The organism is Flavobacterium chryseum, assembly GCF_004362015.1.
In the GTDB taxonomy this organism is placed as follows: Bacteria; Bacteroidota; Bacteroidia; order Flavobacteriales; family Flavobacteriaceae; genus Flavobacterium.
Genome location: NZ_SNWW01000008.1, coordinates 32,258 through 47,892, shown reverse-complemented (window position 1 = coordinate 47,892; position 15,635 = coordinate 32,258). Strand labels below are relative to the sequence as shown.

At 34.4% G+C, this 15,635-nt stretch carries 12 protein-coding genes; 5 read left to right on the top strand and 7 right to left on the bottom strand.

The window, feature by feature from the left end; genetic code table 11:
* The first annotated feature begins 62 nt into the window (after positions 1-62).
* The 4 genes from EV143_RS15525 (at position 63) to EV143_RS15510 (ending at position 6,375) form a co-directional block, all read left to right on the top strand.
* Positions 63-404, top strand: coding sequence for a hypothetical protein (locus EV143_RS15525; RefSeq protein ID WP_243739887.1), 342 nt, complete (start codon positions 63-65; stop codon positions 402-404).
* A gap of 172 nt (positions 405-576) precedes the next feature.
* Positions 577-1,659, top strand: coding sequence for an efflux RND transporter periplasmic adaptor subunit (locus tag EV143_RS15520; protein WP_133508861.1), 1,083 nt, complete (start codon positions 577-579; stop codon positions 1,657-1,659).
* Positions 1,660-1,772: 113 nt separating this feature from the next.
* Positions 1,773-4,940 (top strand): efflux RND transporter permease subunit, encoded by a 3,168-nt coding sequence (locus EV143_RS15515; RefSeq protein WP_133508860.1) that lies wholly within the window; start codon positions 1,773-1,775, stop codon positions 4,938-4,940.
* Entirely contained in the window at positions 4,933-6,375 is a 1,443-nt protein-coding gene (locus tag EV143_RS15510; RefSeq protein ID WP_133508859.1) for a TolC family protein, read from the top strand. Before EV143_RS15515 ends, EV143_RS15510 begins: the two co-directional genes overlap by 8 nt.
* Before the next feature lie 95 nt (positions 6,376-6,470).
* Here EV143_RS15510 and EV143_RS21515 read toward each other — a convergent pair whose 3' ends face one another.
* Positions 6,471-6,635 (bottom strand): hypothetical protein, encoded by a 165-nt coding sequence (locus EV143_RS21515; RefSeq protein ID WP_166638168.1) that lies wholly within the window; start codon positions 6,633-6,635, stop codon positions 6,471-6,473.
* Positions 6,636-6,674: 39 nt separating this feature from the next.
* Positions 6,675-8,030, bottom strand: a complete 1,356-nt coding sequence (locus EV143_RS15505) for a GH1 family beta-glucosidase (protein ID WP_133508858.1) — start codon at positions 8,028-8,030, stop codon at positions 6,675-6,677.
* 405 nt (positions 8,031-8,435) lie between these two features.
* On the opposite strand from EV143_RS15505, the gene EV143_RS15500 reads away from it, so the two are divergent.
* Complete coding sequence (locus EV143_RS15500; RefSeq protein WP_133508857.1) at positions 8,436-8,855, top strand: lipocalin family protein; 420 nt, start codon at positions 8,436-8,438, stop codon at positions 8,853-8,855.
* A gap of 104 nt (positions 8,856-8,959) precedes the next feature.
* Here the strand turns inward: EV143_RS15500 and EV143_RS15495 are convergent, their stop codons facing one another.
* From EV143_RS15495 to EV143_RS15475, 5 genes are all read right to left on the bottom strand, one after another.
* Positions 8,960-12,553, bottom strand: coding sequence for a PAS domain-containing protein (locus EV143_RS15495; RefSeq protein WP_133508856.1), 3,594 nt, complete (start codon positions 12,551-12,553; stop codon positions 8,960-8,962).
* A gap of 11 nt (positions 12,554-12,564) precedes the next feature.
* Entirely contained in the window at positions 12,565-13,014 is a 450-nt protein-coding gene (locus EV143_RS15490) for a response regulator (RefSeq protein WP_133508855.1), read from the bottom strand.
* A 208-nt stretch (positions 13,015-13,222) separates the two neighbouring features.
* The gene (locus tag EV143_RS15485) at positions 13,223-13,417 is read right to left on the bottom strand and encodes a response regulator (RefSeq protein WP_262710983.1); all 195 of its coding nucleotides are present in this window, start codon (positions 13,415-13,417) and stop codon (positions 13,223-13,225) included.
* Between the two features lie 71 nt (positions 13,418-13,488).
* Positions 13,489-14,247, bottom strand: coding sequence for a LytR/AlgR family response regulator transcription factor (locus EV143_RS15480; RefSeq protein WP_133508853.1), 759 nt, complete (start codon positions 14,245-14,247; stop codon positions 13,489-13,491).
* Positions 14,248-14,308: 61 nt separating this feature from the next.
* Positions 14,309-15,628, bottom strand: a complete 1,320-nt coding sequence (locus tag EV143_RS15475; RefSeq protein ID WP_133508852.1) for a RagB/SusD family nutrient uptake outer membrane protein — start codon at positions 15,626-15,628, stop codon at positions 14,309-14,311.
* Between the last annotated feature and the right edge of the window lie 7 nt (positions 15,629-15,635).

Genomic DNA, 15,635 nt, shown 5'->3' with positions numbered 1-15,635 from the left:
TTATTCCAATCTTTTATTACTTTCGCACTCAAATGAGAAAGTTAATAGTATTTTTAACATTTATGAATTTCCTTCTGTTAGGCGGAGGGCAATACCTTAATGCTGAAACTCACCTAAATTCTCACCACCTTCTTGAAAAAAGACACCGGGTAAAATTTACCAATAATGAACAAGGCAGCTCAATTATTGAAGATGCCGATTTAGATTTGGATGAAGAATATTTTGGTGATAAAGATGGACTTTCAACTAAGTTTCTTGCAGCAAACTATAGTTTATTAAATGATTTATATTTGACATTCTCTCGTCAAAACGCTGCAAACTCATACAGTCTTTTTGAAATTTTAGGACCATCATGTGGTCAATCCAATCCTATTTACATTACTCAGAGAGTTTTAAGAATTTGATTCTACTTATACATCGGTTACCAAAGGCGTGATCATGCATAACTATGAATTGTATTTTTAAGATATTTCTTCATTTTTAAGGTTCACGTTTTATTCCGGCGACTGATGATTCTTTACATCTAAAGGAATTTTCATATTCCTAATTCAATCGCTTAATTTCCATTTTTATATCATGAAAAGAATAGTCGTGTTAACGGGCTTAATTGCCATGTTGTGCCTAACCAGTTGTACATCAAAAAAAGAAGAAAAAGAAGAAGAAGAAAAATTTACAGTGACCAATCCTGTAAAAATTGATACTTCGTTTACCAAGGAGTATGTTTCGCAGATAAAATCTGTTCGGAATATTGAACTTCGTGCCCAGGAAAAAGGGTTTTTACAAAACATTTATGTTGATGAAGGTCAGTTTGTAAAAGCGGGTCAGGTTTTGTTCAGAATTATGCCAAAACTTTATGAAGCAGAGTTACTTAAAGCTCAGGCTGAAGAAAAATCTGCTGAAATAGAATTGCAAAATGCTAAAACTTTAGCAGACAAAAATATCGTTTCTAAAAATGAGCAGGCTGTTGCCCAGTCAAAACTACAAGCAGCAAGAGCTGAAGTAGCATTGGCAAAAATTCATTTAGGATTTACCGAAATCAGAGCTCCGTTTGACGGAACAATTGACCGTATTCCATTAAAATTAGGAAGCCTTATCGACGAAGGAGAATTACTAACAAGTCTTTCAGACAACAGTCAAATGTTTGCTTATTTTAACGTTTCAGAGCCGGAATATCTACAGTATGAAAATGATGTAAAAGATCGTGCTCAAACTAAAGTTAATTTGCTTTTGGCAAATGGCGAAATTTTTAAATACCAAGGAAACGTAGAAGTTATCGAAAGTGAATTTAACAGCGAAACCGGAAATATTGCTTTTAGAGCAAGGTTCCCTAATTCAGGAAAATTGCTTAGAAACGGTGAAACAGGAAAAGTTCAAATGCTTGTTCCGTTGAAAAATGCTATTGTGATTCCACAAAAAGCGACTTACGAAATTCAGGACAAAAAATATGTTTTTGTTGTAGATAAAAACAACAAAGTGAGTTCAAGAGAAATCACCATTACAGGTGAAATCCCCGATTTGTATGTTGTAAGCAGCGGACTTACTGAAAATGATAAAATTTTACTTGAAGGAGTTCAGAAAGTAAAAGAGAATGACAAAATTAAATTTGAATACCAGGCTCCTCAAACGGTAATTAATCATTTGCGCGTAAAAGCAGAATAAGGTTTTGTTTAAATAGTTTCAGGTTTCAGGTTTCAAGTTCACATTGAAACCTGAAACTTAAACCTGAAACATTTTAAGCCTTCGTTTAGTTTAATCATTAAAAAAATATACAAATGTTTAATAAATTTATACAAAGACCAGTACTGTCGATAGTAATATCGCTGGTAATTGTCTTTTTAGGGGTGTTGTCGGTAATGAATTTGCCTATTACACAATTCCCTTCTATTTCTCCTCCAATGGTAAATGTTACGGCAGATTATCCTGGATCGAATGGAGAATTGATGATCAAATCTGTTGTTATTCCATTAGAAAGAGCTTTAAATGGAGTTCCCGGAATGAAATATATGACTTCTGATGCAGGAAATGATGGTGAAGCAAGTATTCAGGTTGTATTTAACTTAGGTACAGATCCTAACCAGGCTGCAATTAACGTTCAAAACCGTGTAGCTTCGGTTACCAATAAATTACCTCCATTGGTAGTTCGTGAAGGTGTAAAGATTACGCGTGAAGTTCCGAGTATGTTGATGTATGTGAATCTTTATAGTACGGATAAAAATACCGACATGAAGTTCTTGTACAACTATGCCGATATCAACGTTCTTTCAGAATTAAAAAGGGTAAACGGTGTTGGTTCCGGAGATATCTTAGGGACACGTGAATATGCCATGCGTATTTGGTTAAAACCTGATCGTATGCTGGCCTATAAAATTTCTGCCGATGAGGTAATGGAAGCATTATCAAGCCAGAGTTTAGAAGCTTCTCCGGGTAAAACGGGAGAAAGTTCCGGTAAGCGTTCTCAGGCGTTTGAGTATGTATTGAAATATTCCGGGCGTTTTACAACTAAAGAACAATATGAAAATATCGTAGTAAAATCAAACAGTAACGGAGAACTTTTACGTTTGAAAGATATTGCCAAAGTTGAATTTGGTAGTTCGATGTATGATATTTATTCGAACTTAAATGGCAGGCCATCTGCGGCTATCGTATTGAAACAATCTTTTGGAAGTAATGCCAATCAGGTTATTGAAGATGTAAAAGCCAAATTAGAAAAAATTAAGCAAAAATTCCCAAAAGGAATGAATTACGAAATCTCTTATGACGTTTCTAAATTCTTAGATGCATCTATTGAAAAAGTAATTCACACTTTGATCGAAGCCTTTATTTTGGTAGGATTAGTAGTTTTCCTTTTCTTAGGAGACTGGCGTTCTACGGTTATTCCGGCAATTGCAGTACCGGTTTCGTTGGTTGGAACTTTTGTGTTCATGCAGTTTTTCGATATTTCATTGAACTTAATTACATTATTTGCTTTGGTTTTGGCAATTGGAGTCGTCGTCGATGATGCAATTGTAGTTATTGAAGCCGTTCACGCCAAGATGGAAGAAGAACATCTCTCGCCATTTAAAGCAACTAAAAAAGCGATGCATGAAATTGCAGGAGCTATTGTTGCAATTACATTCTTAATGGCTGCAGTATTTATACCGGTTGCATTTATGTCTGGTCCGGTTGGGGTTTTCTACCGACAGTTCTCGATTACGATGGCAACAGCAATTATCCTTTCTGGTATTGTGGCATTGACTTTAACGCCGGCACTTTGTGCAATGATGTTAAAAAACAATCACGGTAAACCGAAAAAGAAAACTCCTGTAAATAGATTTATTGACGGATTTAATGACAAGTTTAACCTGGCACAAGGTAAATACCAAAATGTATTAGGAAAAATTGTAAACAGAAGAGCCGTAACTATTATAGCACTTCTTGGTTTTTGTGCAGGAACGTGGTTGATTAGCAGCACAGTTCCTTCAGGATTTATCCCGAATGAGGATCAGGGAATGTTTTATGCCATTATTCAAACACCTCCTGGATCATCATTAGAAAGAACCAACAATATTGCTGAGAAATTGCAAAAAATAGCGGAAGGTGTAGAAGGAGTAAAATCAGTTTCTTCACTTGCAGGTTATGAAATTTTGACTGAAGGAACAGGTTCGAATGCTGGTACATGTTTGATCAACTTAGAAGACTGGAATGATCGTAAACAATCTGTTCAGGAAATTATGACTGAACTGGAAGAAAAATCGAAAGATATTCCGGGTGCTAATATCGAATTTTTCCAACCGCCGGCAGTTCCGGGATATGGAGCAGCAGGAGGATTTGAGCTTCGTTTATTGGATAAAACGGGATCTAGTGATTTCAAAAAGTTAGAAGCTGTAAACAAAGACTTTGTTGAAGAATTAAACAAACGTCCGGAATTATCGAACGTATTTAGTTTCTTTAGTGCCAGTTTTCCTCAATATATGATGAAAGTTGACAACGATTTGGCACAACAAAAAGGAGTTTCTATCGAAAATGCCATGAACAGTTTATCAACGCTTGTGGGGAGTAACTACGAAATCAGTTTTATTAAATACGGAATTAACTATAAAGTAATCGTTCAGGCTTCGCCGGAATATCGTGCACAGCCAGATGATATTTTAAAGCTTTATGTGAAAAACAATCGTGATGAAATGGTTCCTTATTCTGCTTTTATGAAATTAGAAAAAGTGTATGGTCTTTCAGAAATTACGAGACACAATATGTACACTTCTACTGAAATTAGTGGTGGAGCTGCTCAGGGATATAGTTCTGGTACAGCGATTAAAGTTATTCAGGAAGTTGCTGCTAAAAAATTGCCTCGTGGATATGATATTGACTGGGCAGGTATTTCTGCAGATGAGGTTGCACAAGGGAATCAGGCAATTTGGGTATTCTTAATATGTTTAGGATTTGTGTACTTGGTTTTGGCTGCTCAATATGAAAGTTTTATTCTGCCATTATCAGTTATTCTTTCTTTACCGGCAGGTATTTTTGGAGCTTTCCTTTTATTGAAAGTTGCAGGACTGGAGAACAACATTTATGCTCAGGTTGCCATGGTAATGCTTATTGGTTTACTTGGTAAAAATGCGGTGTTAATTGTAGAGTTTGCCATTCAAAGGCATGCCGCAGGAAGATCAGTTCTTGAAGCTGCGATGGAAGGCGCGAAAGCAAGGTTTCGTCCTATCTTGATGACTTCGTTTGCCTTTATTGCCGGATTATTGCCACTTGCTTTTGCTACCGGACCTGGTAAAATTGGTAACAGAACCATTGGTACTGCTGCTGCCGGAGGTATGCTTATAGGGACTATTTGTGGGGTATTTGTAATTCCTGGTTTGTATTACATTTTTGCCAGAATTGCAGAGAAACACAAACTGGTAAAACATGAAGAAGAAAATCCATTAACAGAAGAAATTGATAACAATCATGTATAAATTTAAAACCTATCAATATAGTGTTGCTGTGGTACTTTGCCTTGCTGTTGCAAGTTGCAAAGCGCCACAGGCGACAACAGAAACACCAAGTAAACTGGTTCCCGATGCTTTTTATGTAAATAATGTAAGCAAGGATACGACTAACATGGCAAGTATTCCGTATCATGATTTCTTTAAAGATCAAAATTTGGTTAATTTGATTGATTTAGCACTGAAAAATAATCAGGAGTTAATGATCACTTTGCAGGAAATTGAAATTGCGAAAAATGATGTTCGCGTACGAAAAGGACTTTTATTGCCAACTGCCGGAATTAGAGCAGGAGCAGGAGTAGAGAAAGTAGGAAGATATACGAGCCAGGGTGCGGGTGATGCTTCGACAGAAATTAAGCCCGGAAAAGAAATGCCGGATCCGCTTGGTGATTTTGCCATCGCCGCGTATGCGAACTGGGAAGTTGATATCTGGAAAAAATTGCGCAATTCTAAAAAAGCAGCAGTAACCAGATATTTAGCTACGGTTGAAGGTAAAAACTTTGTAGTAACAAGCTTGGTGGCTGAAATTGCGAATTCTTATTATGAATTATTGGCTTTAGACAGTCAGTTAGAAATTGTAAAACAGAATATCGAATTGCAATCGAACGCTTTAGAAATCGTAAAAGTTCAAAAGCAAGCGGCGAGAGCAACAGAATTGGCTGTTCAGAAATTTCAGGCTGAAGTTTTAACTTCAAAAAGTTTAGAGTTTGATATTCGTCAGCAAATTAAAGAAGCAGAAAACAAGATTAACTTTTTAGTGGGTCAGTATCCGCAGGAAATAAAAAGAGACAGAAACAATTTCTTGACTTTGTTGCCATCAACAGTTAGTTCAGGAATTCCTTCTCAATTGTTAGCCAATCGTCCTGATATTAAACAGGCTGAAATGGAATTAACTGCGGCAAAATTAGATGTAAAAGTAGCTCGTGCAGAATTTTATCCTTCATTGGATATTTCGGCTGCAGTGGGGGTAAATGCATTTAATCCGTCTTATTTGTTCACGTTTCCGGAATCACTTCTGTATTCGTTAGCCGGAGATGTTGTTGCACCTTTGATTAACAGAAATGCCATTAAAGCAGAATTTAACAGTGCTAATGCGATACAACTTCAGGCGTTATATAATTATGACAAAACGATTTTGAATGCTTATATAGAAGTATCGAACCAACTTTCTAAAATTGATAATTTAGGAAAAAGCTACGATTTAAAATCGCAACAAGTTGATGCTTTAAATACATCTATTGACGTTTCTAATGATTTGTTTAAATCTGCAAGAGTAGATTATTTCGAAGTGCTAATGACACAAAGAGATGCATTAGAAGCGAAATTAGAATTAATTGATACTAAAAAAGACCAATTGAATGCTGCAGTCAATGTTTACAAAGGCTTAGGTGGCGGTTGGAAATAATATTATGCTTGCTAATTTGTAGAAAAAAAGCCTTTCGAGAGTTATATCTTGAAAGGCTTTTTGTATTGAATGATATTATAAAAGATGAATTTCTATTATACTTCTTTTTCATTATTAATTTCAGCTTCATCAGTTTCGGGAACATAATTTAGTTCTTCCTCGATCTTTTTGCGGTCCTTTTTATTTTGTTTAATTAAAATATAAACTAATAGTACAACACCAATAACTACCGCTGCGATTATAAACCAGTTGATTGCCATAATTTTAATATTTAAGTTTATAATTATATTGTTTGTTCTCTATTTTGATAAAAAGTCGCCAAACCAAAAACCGGATTGTTTAATGGTTCTTTTCTGCGTTTCAAAATCAACATGTATTAATCCGAATCGGGCGTTGTAACCTTCGGCCCATTCAAAATTATCAGTTAAGCTCCAAACGAAATAACCATCGACATTATAACCATCGTATTTTGCCTTAAGGATTTGTTCCAGGTTGTCTTGAATAAAATGCGTGCGCTTAATATCGTATACTTTTCCGTTTGTAACTGTATCAGGAAATGCTGCTCCGTTTTCGGTAATTATAATTTTCTTGATTCCTTTATAGGCATTAAATTTTTTAAGAATATGATATAGGGCAGGAGGATAAACTTCCCATCCCATTTCAGTCGATATCACATTTCGTTTTTCGGCACTTACTAATTCTGCACCTATATAAGGAGTCAATAAAGATGCTTTTACAACTTCTCTTGTGTAACATTGCAATCCTATAAAATCGAAATCAAAAGCCAGATTATTCAAATCATCTTCTAAAATGTAATTATTCAGCTTTTTAAGAACCGGTAAATCAGCTTGCGGATAACCAAGTCCTAAAATAGGTTCTATAAAGGTTCTGTTGAGCAAAGTATCAACTCTGTTTGCAGCCTGAACATCGGCTGGTTTTTCTGAAAAAGGCTCAATATGCGTGCACGAAAAAGTAGTACCAATATTAGCGTCTTTAACCTTACTTCTTAAAATTTTAGCACCGGCAACCGTAGCTAACGTTACATGATGTATGGCTTTAATATAATTGGTAATCCCTTTTTTGCCCGGAGCATGAATTCCCAGGAAATAACCGGCTCCTGTAAAAACAGAAGGTTCGTTGATTACCATCCAGTTTTTTACCCGTTCACCAAAATATTCCGCACAGATTTCAGTATAATCAGAAAACCATTTTACACATTCTCTATTCGTCCATCCGCCTTTTACTTCTAAGGCATGCGGTAGATCCCAATGATAGAGGGTAACCCAAGGTTCAATTCCGCATTCCAGTAAAAAATCGATTACCTTATTATAGTAATCAATTCCCGCCTCATTTACAGGATGAATTCCTGTTGGCATAATTCTGGACCAACTAATAGAAAATCGAAAGTTAGGAATGTTTAATTGGCGTACTAATGCAATATCATCTTTATAGGTATTGTAAAAATCGCAGGCATCTATGGCGTGATGGCCATTTTTTATTTTGCCTTTTTGAGATGTAAATACATCCCAGATAGAAGCGCCCTTGCCATCGGCATTATGAGCACCTTCAATTTGAAAAGCAGCAGTAGAAACTCCCCATAGGAAATCCTCTCCAAATTGCTCTTTATTTAGTAGTGAATGGTCAATTTTATTCATTTAAATGCTGCTTTCCTTTATTTGCGGAGTTTATTAATGAAGGAAAGATGATTGCATTGCTCTTAAAAAAAGCCATTCTTTAAATGATGTCAGGAATTTTAGGCTGAAGAATTTCATGGTATTTAGTTTTAATCAAATTAATGAAAAAGATATAAACTAACCGTAACGTCAACGTTATGAAATAGTTAACGATTGTTTTCTTTCACGCAAATTCCAATTTCTATTGCATAAACACTTGAAAATGAGGAAAAACTGATGATAATGCAATGTTTCAGGTTAAAATTATCTTAAAACAATAATTATGTAAGAATATCGAGAAATTATAGAACATACTTCAAGTTCTTTCCTACTAATTTAGCCATATAATTAAAACACAAATAAAAACAATTTAAACGAAATCAAATCATGAAAAATTTAAAACAAATATTATTCGTAGTAGCATTAGGCTTAGGTATTTTCGCAACTTCTTGTAGTAGCGATGACAATGAAGGAGAAACTATCGTTCCTATTGAAGGAAAATACAACCTTAGCAAACAAGGTGGTATTATCAACGGTCAGGAAGTATTGGTAAATCACCCATCTAATCAAGAAGGATGTCCTGGAGATTATTTAGATTTAAGAGTGAGTAATGCTGCTGTTATGGGTGATTATCAAGGAAGTACTTGTGCTTTAACAGAAACTACAGGAACATACGCAAGATCTCATAACGATTTGACTATTACTATTAACGGAGTTGGTACAACATCTGATATCATGAATTTAACTAACAAAGAGTTAAAATTAAAAGATAAAGCTACTGGTGTAATTACTGTTTATACTAGATAATATATCTTAAAGCTAAAAACTTAATCTTTTTAAAGATTAAAAATGAAAACGGAAATGACTTCTAAAAGTTATTTCCGTTTTTTTATGGCTTTTATTTTTTGAAATTATTCTGTTGGAAGGTAAATATCAAAAGTTGCACCTTTATCTTTTTCTCCTTTTGCAGTAATAATACCGTTGTGGTTTTCTACAATTTTTTTGACAATCGCAAGCCCAATTCCGGTTCCGTTGTATTGTTCTCTTCCATGCAAACGCTGAAATACTTCGAATATCTTGGTATTGTATTGCTGATCGAAACCAATACCATTATCTGAAATACTAATATGACAATATTTTTTTTCCGGAGACACTATTACATTATCTATATTTTCGCCTTTTTGTATTATACATGTAATTTTTATAACTGGCGCGACATCAGGTTTTGTAAATTTCAGGGAATTGCTGACCAGATTGTATATCAATTGTCTAAATTGAAAAGGAATTATATCTATTTCACAAGTTTCGTCTATTTCAACAGCCCCATGTTTTTGCTCTAATTCTTCTTTCAGATCTTCCTTTACATCGTCGATTATTTCACCCAGATCTATTTTTTCAAACACTCTTTCGGCAGTATTTGTTCTGGAATAAGAAAGTAAATCGTTGATTAACGTTTGCATTCTTTGTGCCGCATTTTGCATTCTTTGGAATTTATCTTTCCCTATTTCAGATAAATTTTCAGATTCTCTTTCTATAATCTGAGTTGCAAAAGTTTGGATTTTTCGCAGAGGTTCTTGTAAATCGTGACTTGAAATATAGGCAAACGACTGCAATTCCTTGTTCATTTTTTCCAGATCGATATTATTTTGCTCTAATTCTTTTGTTCGCTCGGCAACTTGTTTTTCAAGTTCATGAGTAAAAGATTTTTCGGTCTGAATATCTGTAAACGCGCCAACCCATTTTATGATTTTATTGTCTTTGTCAAAAACAGGTTCACCAATTACAGAATGCCATCTGTAGAAACCATTTTTGCTACGGATACGAACATCAGTTTTGTAAATTTTGCCAGTGGCTAAACTATCGCTCCATACTTTTATATTTCCTTCATAATCATCAGGATGAATAATTGCCCGCCATTCTGATTCGCCAGAAGGATGAATGCCTGTAAAATCGAACCATTTTCTGGAGGCAAATAAAGCGTTTCCTTTTTCATCGGTTTCCCAAATTAATTGCGGAATACTTTCTGTCAGAGAACGAAATTTTTTCTCACTTTCTTCTATTTTTTTTCTGGTTTCGACTTTTTCCGTAACATCAATAAGCGTTATTTTTATCCCTGAAATAGTATTATCGGCTTCCCGAACCGGAGCATATTCAAAATCGATATAAAACTTCTCCTGACCATTTTCACTGTTTATATACAATAAAGATTCTGATTCAGAATGTACGTCGCCGGTTGTGTAAACCTTATTTAAAAGTTTGCCATATTTTTGTTTTTTGAGTTCTGGAAATACTTCAAATATTTTTTTACCCTGAACATCGCTTTCTTTTTTTCTCCAAATGTTTTTCAAAAGTGCCACATTCACCATTTCAACTTCCATATCAATACCTCTTAATATGGCTTTTGGCACCGGAGATTGCATCACAAGGTTTCTGAATCTTTTTTCGCTTTCTTCTAATATTTGCTGATGATTTTTTTCGTCTGTAATATCTCTTACGGTTCCTATTAATCTTCCAGGCAGGTTTTCTGAATCGTAAAATACTTTTCCTTTTGCTTCAACCCAGTGAATAGATTCATCATCCCAAATTATTCTGGTTTCGTAATGAATGTAACCGTCTGTAATCGCATCTTTAAACGCTTTTTCGCGAATTTTCAAATCATCAGGATGAACATGACGCAGTAATTGCTGATGGGTTAGATAACTATCATCTTTTTTTCCTGTAATAATTTCGAAATATCTTCTAGAGTATTGAATATCTTTTGCCTTAACATCCAATTCCCATGTTCCAAGTTCACTGGCTTCAACAATAATATTCAGTTTTTCTTCGCTTATTTCTATTTTTTTTCTGGCTTCAACTTTTTCAGTTACTTCAGTTACGGTTACGAGAATTCCTGAAATTTCTCCGTTTTCTTCTTTTAGAGGATGATAAAGAAAATCAAAGTATAAAGTTTCGAGCTTTCCATTTCTATTTAGAGGAACAGGAACTTCAGATCCGTGATAAGGAATACCGGTTTTTAAAACGCCTTCTAAAAGAGGCCTAACCGTTTCTTCAACCTCTGGTAACGAGTCAAATAAAGACCTGTCTACAAAAGTAATTTCCTTTCTGTCAACTAATTTAAGATAAGATTGATTCGCCATTTCGACTACAAATTGCGGACCACGCAAAATAGTAATGCCCACAGGAGCCTGTTTTACCGTATTACGAAAACGCTTATCAGCTTCTTCTATTTTTTTCTTGGCTAAATTCAAATCAGTTAAGTCGACTCCGGTATTCATCACACCATAAATATCACCATTGATATCGTAAAGTGGCGTTAAATCATAATTAAAATAAAACGTCTGGAATTTTCCATTAACGGTTAGATCTAGTGGTGTGTTTTGAGTATGAAAAGATTTTCCTGTTTCGAGAACAGTATTTATTTGCTCAAATACAAGTTGATTATCAAGTTCCGGCAAAACATCTCTAAAAGATTTTCCTATTACATCAGGTCCTTTTCCCCATATAGCAATGATAGAATCGTTGGCAAGTTCTACGATCATTTCTTTCCCCACATAAACAGCAATAGGAAATGGCGCATTTTCTACCAGGGCACGAACTTTATGTTCACTTTCTTCTACTTTCGAACGTGCAATTACTTGTGCCGTAACTTCTATAGCAATTGCGACTACACCTGAAATACTGCCATCAGTTTCTTTAAGTGCTTCGTAAACAAAATTTACATATGTCGTTTCTTTTTTTCCATTTTTGGGTAATTCAACAGGACGTTCTGTGGCAATAAATTTTTCGCCGGTTGTATAAACTTTATCAATTATATGTTCTAAACCCTGATCTTTTGCTTCAGGTAATACTTCAAAAATGGGTTTATTAATTACGTCTTCGCCTTCTTTTCCCCATAACTGAATCATTTGCTGATTCGCAATTTCTATAATGTGATCTTTGCCTGTAAAAATGCACATGGCAACAGGAGTCTGCATGATATTGTTTTTAAATCGTGCATTACTTCTTTCTAATTCTTTAGCTGCTTTAACCTTTTCTGTGGTTTCAATAAAAGTGGATAAAATACCTCCAACTTCACCGTTTTCTTTTTTGATGGGACTGTATGAAAAATCAAAGTAGCAATCTTCATCATATCCGTTTCTGTTTAATGTAATTTTATAGTCAGGAAAACTTACCGCATTTCCTTTCATTACATCATCAAACATAGGCTTTATCGTTTCCCATACGTCAGAGAAAGTTTCTCTTGCGCTATTTCCCAAAGCGTTAGGATGCATAACTGAGCCCAAAATAGGACTACAGCTGCTATTGTATATTTGAGTAAAATCGTCGCCCCAGGCAATATACATTCCAAATGGGTTATTCAATACAACAGATACGATTGTGCATAGACTTTGTGGCCAGCTTTCGGGATTGCCCAAGGGTGTTTTGCTCCAATCTTTGGCACGAATAAGCTCGCCCATCTCTCCACCATCAGCTAAAAAATAATATTCATTATTTGGACTGCCCATTCAAATGTAAATTAGGGTTGAAGGATAAAGTGCTCTTTTGTAGGTTGTTTAAAGTTATTTTTTGCAGTTACACTTAGTGCGTCTCCTATCACTTTTTTTAGTTTAGAAAAATCACCGGGTTTTCGGATATAATATATCGCACCCTTTTCATACATCTGATCGACAATTTTCATGTCCAGAGAGGTAGAAAAAATTATAACCGGAAGATCTTTCAAATCCTCTATCTGTTTGATTTCAGTCAAACACTCGACACCATTTTTTCGGGGCATATTAAGGTCGAGAAAAAGAATATCAGGAAGATTTTCTGATGTGTTACTTTCCAGAAATTCCATAAGCTGAACACCATCATTAACCGTTACAAGAGAAACCGGAAGCGATAAATCATCAAGTGCTTCTCTAAAAAAAGCGCAATCATCTTCGTCATCGTCTGCAAGTAAAAGGCTGTATTTCTGGCTGTTCATTGTTATTAAAAATAAGTTTTAGAGGATTGAGTTTGTTTTAAATTTAAACTCAGCTGTAACGATTTCTGTACTGCTAATATAAAACTAATTTTATTAGTATTATTCAAGTGTATTTCAATAAGCAAAATTCGGGTATTTCTTTGATTAAGACTATGGATTTCGTCTGAAAAATCATCATAACAAAAAAACTATTTTTCTCCGGTGTTAATTATTTATTCATAGCAATATAATCAGATGGAGACATGCTGAAATGTTTTTGAAAATTTCGTCCAAAGCTCGTTTGCGATTTAAGCTCGTTTTTTGCCGTTAATAAAATTACCGGAATATGAATCGTTTCCAAATTCGTTTTCACTTTTTTACACAAAGTGATGCCATCCATAATCTGCATTTGAACATCGCTGATAATTAAATCGAGAGGAATTGCACGAGAAAGAATTGAAAAAAAAATTTCAAATTTATTTTAATATATTGACTTTAAGAATTAAGCCAGCTTTTGAAATTGTTTATCTCTTTTTTACTTAAAATAATAGGTTCTGTATCAGGAACGGCGATGTTGAGTAATAACTCAATTTTTTGACTTGAATGTTTTACAATCTCCTCAATATGATGTCTGTTGATAATGTATTTTCTATTTATTTTAAAAAATAATTTTGGATCCAGACTATTAATCAAATCTTTAAGATTGCTGTTGTACAAATAACTGTTTCCGGAATTGGTGTGTATAAAAAGGTGCTTTCCAGTAGCAAAAAAATACGGAATTACGGTATCGTTGATAGAGATTAACTTGTCTCTGTGACTCACTAAAAAATGATGCTGAATGTTGCTTTGATTTTCAATTTCGACCAAAGATTCAACAATTGGGTTTGGATTAAAAGTTTGTCGGATATTTTTATATTTCGATAAGGCTTCTAATAATTCTTCTTCTTCATAAGGTTTTAGAAGATAATCGATCGTAAAGTGCTTAAAAACTTTTACGGCATAAGAGTCGTATGCGGTAATAAAGATAACGGGGCATAAAATAGTTGCTTGTTCAAAAATGTCCAGGCTTTTTCCGTCTCCTAAATGAATATCCATAAAAGCTAAATCAACAGTATTTACTTTGAAAAAAGCAACAGCATCTTTTACAGATTTTAATATTGTTACTTCGCTTAATGTGATAATACTTTGTTGTTCCAGAATTGATTTCAGATAGTTTGAGGCCAAATGTTCATCTTCAATAATCGCAATTTTCATCTCCCTTTTTTTGGGACAAAGATAAAAAAAAAGCTCCGTTAAAAACGGAGCTTAATTCAATCTACAAGTTTGGGTTATTTAAACGTGCATTTTGGGGGAATGGCAAAGTATAACGCGGATCATTTTGGATTAATGTATAATCCTTATCGATTATTGTGTGCATGATTGATTTTTGAGTTGTTCTTCTCAAATCAAACCAACGGTGACCTTCTGCAGCAAACTCACGCTGTCTTTCCTGAGCAATAAAGTCAAGAAGTTCAGTTTGGTTCATTGAACCAACTGTTGTAGCAAGTGCATTGTAACCTGCAACTTTATATCTGTTTTTGATAAAAGTTAATACAGTAGTTTTTGCTGTTGTAAGATCACTTAATTGAGCTGAAGCTTCTGCTTTAGTTAAATATAATTCAGATGCTCTGAAAGAACATTTTTGAGCAAGTTCTCCACCTTTTCTAAATGCGTAATCACCTCCTAATTTTTGAAAATATACAGCAAAACGCAAATCATTTGTTTGATCGTAAGTATCTAATAAATCTGATGAAGCGTAAGAGGATCCTTTTAGGTTATTGTTAAAAACATCTTCAAGTGCCAATATAGATTCTATACCATCATAACTTGTTGTTAAAACAGGAGTAGCATTTAAATCAACTAAAGCATTTTTGTATGTTAATGCGTTGTTCGCAGCTTCTACAGCTTTTGCCCAATCTTTTTGATATAATGAAATACGAGATTCTAGTGCATATAATGCTGCTTTAGAAAAACGGTAGTTCAATCCTTTAGTCTGAGTATCTTTAGTAAGCAATTTTTTAGCTTCTTCTTTATCAGCAAGAATTTGTTCGTAAACTTTAGCTACACTTTCCGGAGTATAAGCCTGCTCTAAATCTACTTTTAGAGCTAACGGAACACCCTTATCAGTAGCTGCTGTAGCTGCATTATAAGGTTTTGCGAATAAGTTCAATAAGTCGAAATAAGAATAAGCTCTTAAAGCATAAGCTTCTCCAATTAACTGATCTTTATCTGCAGAAGCTTCAAGTTTACCAGCTGCATCATTTATAATAACATTTGCATAGAAAATGGTATTGTAAAGAGCATCATATTGAAAGCCTGTTGTAATCTTATCTGGGTTTGTGTCATTCCATGCATAAATATCTCTGAAGTAACTAAAATCCTGACCATATTGATCTAAAAGAAGTTCATCACCTCTTAATGTAGTAAGTGATTTATGCTTAGGAAAAGCTTCATATCCTCTTGTAAGTACGCTTCTGTAGTCTGTTAATGTTTCCGGAATTACTCTGCCCATTGGCTTTACGTCCAGATAATCGTCACAGCTTACCGTAGTAATAGCTGCGACGAAAAAGAATGCATATTTTAATATATTTTTCATCTTAAAT

Excerpts from the sequence above, each read along its gene's own strand:
- EV143_RS15495 (WP_133508856.1), bottom strand. The coding sequence starts at position 12,553 with ATGGGCAGTCCAAATAATGAATATTATTTTTTAGCTGATGGTGGAGAG.
- EV143_RS15505 (WP_133508858.1), bottom strand. The coding sequence starts at position 8,030 with ATGAATAAAATTGACCATTCACTACTAAATAAAGAGCAATTTGGAGAG.
- EV143_RS21515 (WP_166638168.1), bottom strand. The coding sequence starts at position 6,635 with ATGGCAATCAACTGGTTTATAATCGCAGCGGTAGTTATTGGTGTTGTA.
- EV143_RS15515 (WP_133508860.1), top strand. The coding sequence starts at position 1,773 with ATGTTTAATAAATTTATACAAAGACCAGTACTGTCGATAGTAATATCG.
- EV143_RS15480 (WP_133508853.1), bottom strand. The coding sequence starts at position 14,247 with ATGAAAATTGCGATTATTGAAGATGAACATTTGGCCTCAAACTATCTG.
- EV143_RS15525 (WP_243739887.1), top strand. The coding sequence starts at position 63 with ATGAATTTCCTTCTGTTAGGCGGAGGGCAATACCTTAATGCTGAAACT.
- EV143_RS15520 (WP_133508861.1), top strand. The coding sequence starts at position 577 with ATGAAAAGAATAGTCGTGTTAACGGGCTTAATTGCCATGTTGTGCCTA.
- EV143_RS15475 (WP_133508852.1), bottom strand. The coding sequence starts at position 15,628 with ATGAAAAATATATTAAAATATGCATTCTTTTTCGTCGCAGCTATTACT.
- EV143_RS15500 (WP_133508857.1), top strand. The coding sequence starts at position 8,436 with ATGAAAAATTTAAAACAAATATTATTCGTAGTAGCATTAGGCTTAGGT.
- EV143_RS15510 (WP_133508859.1), top strand. The coding sequence starts at position 4,933 with ATGTATAAATTTAAAACCTATCAATATAGTGTTGCTGTGGTACTTTGC.
- EV143_RS15490 (WP_133508855.1), bottom strand. The coding sequence starts at position 13,014 with ATGAACAGCCAGAAATACAGCCTTTTACTTGCAGACGATGACGAAGAT.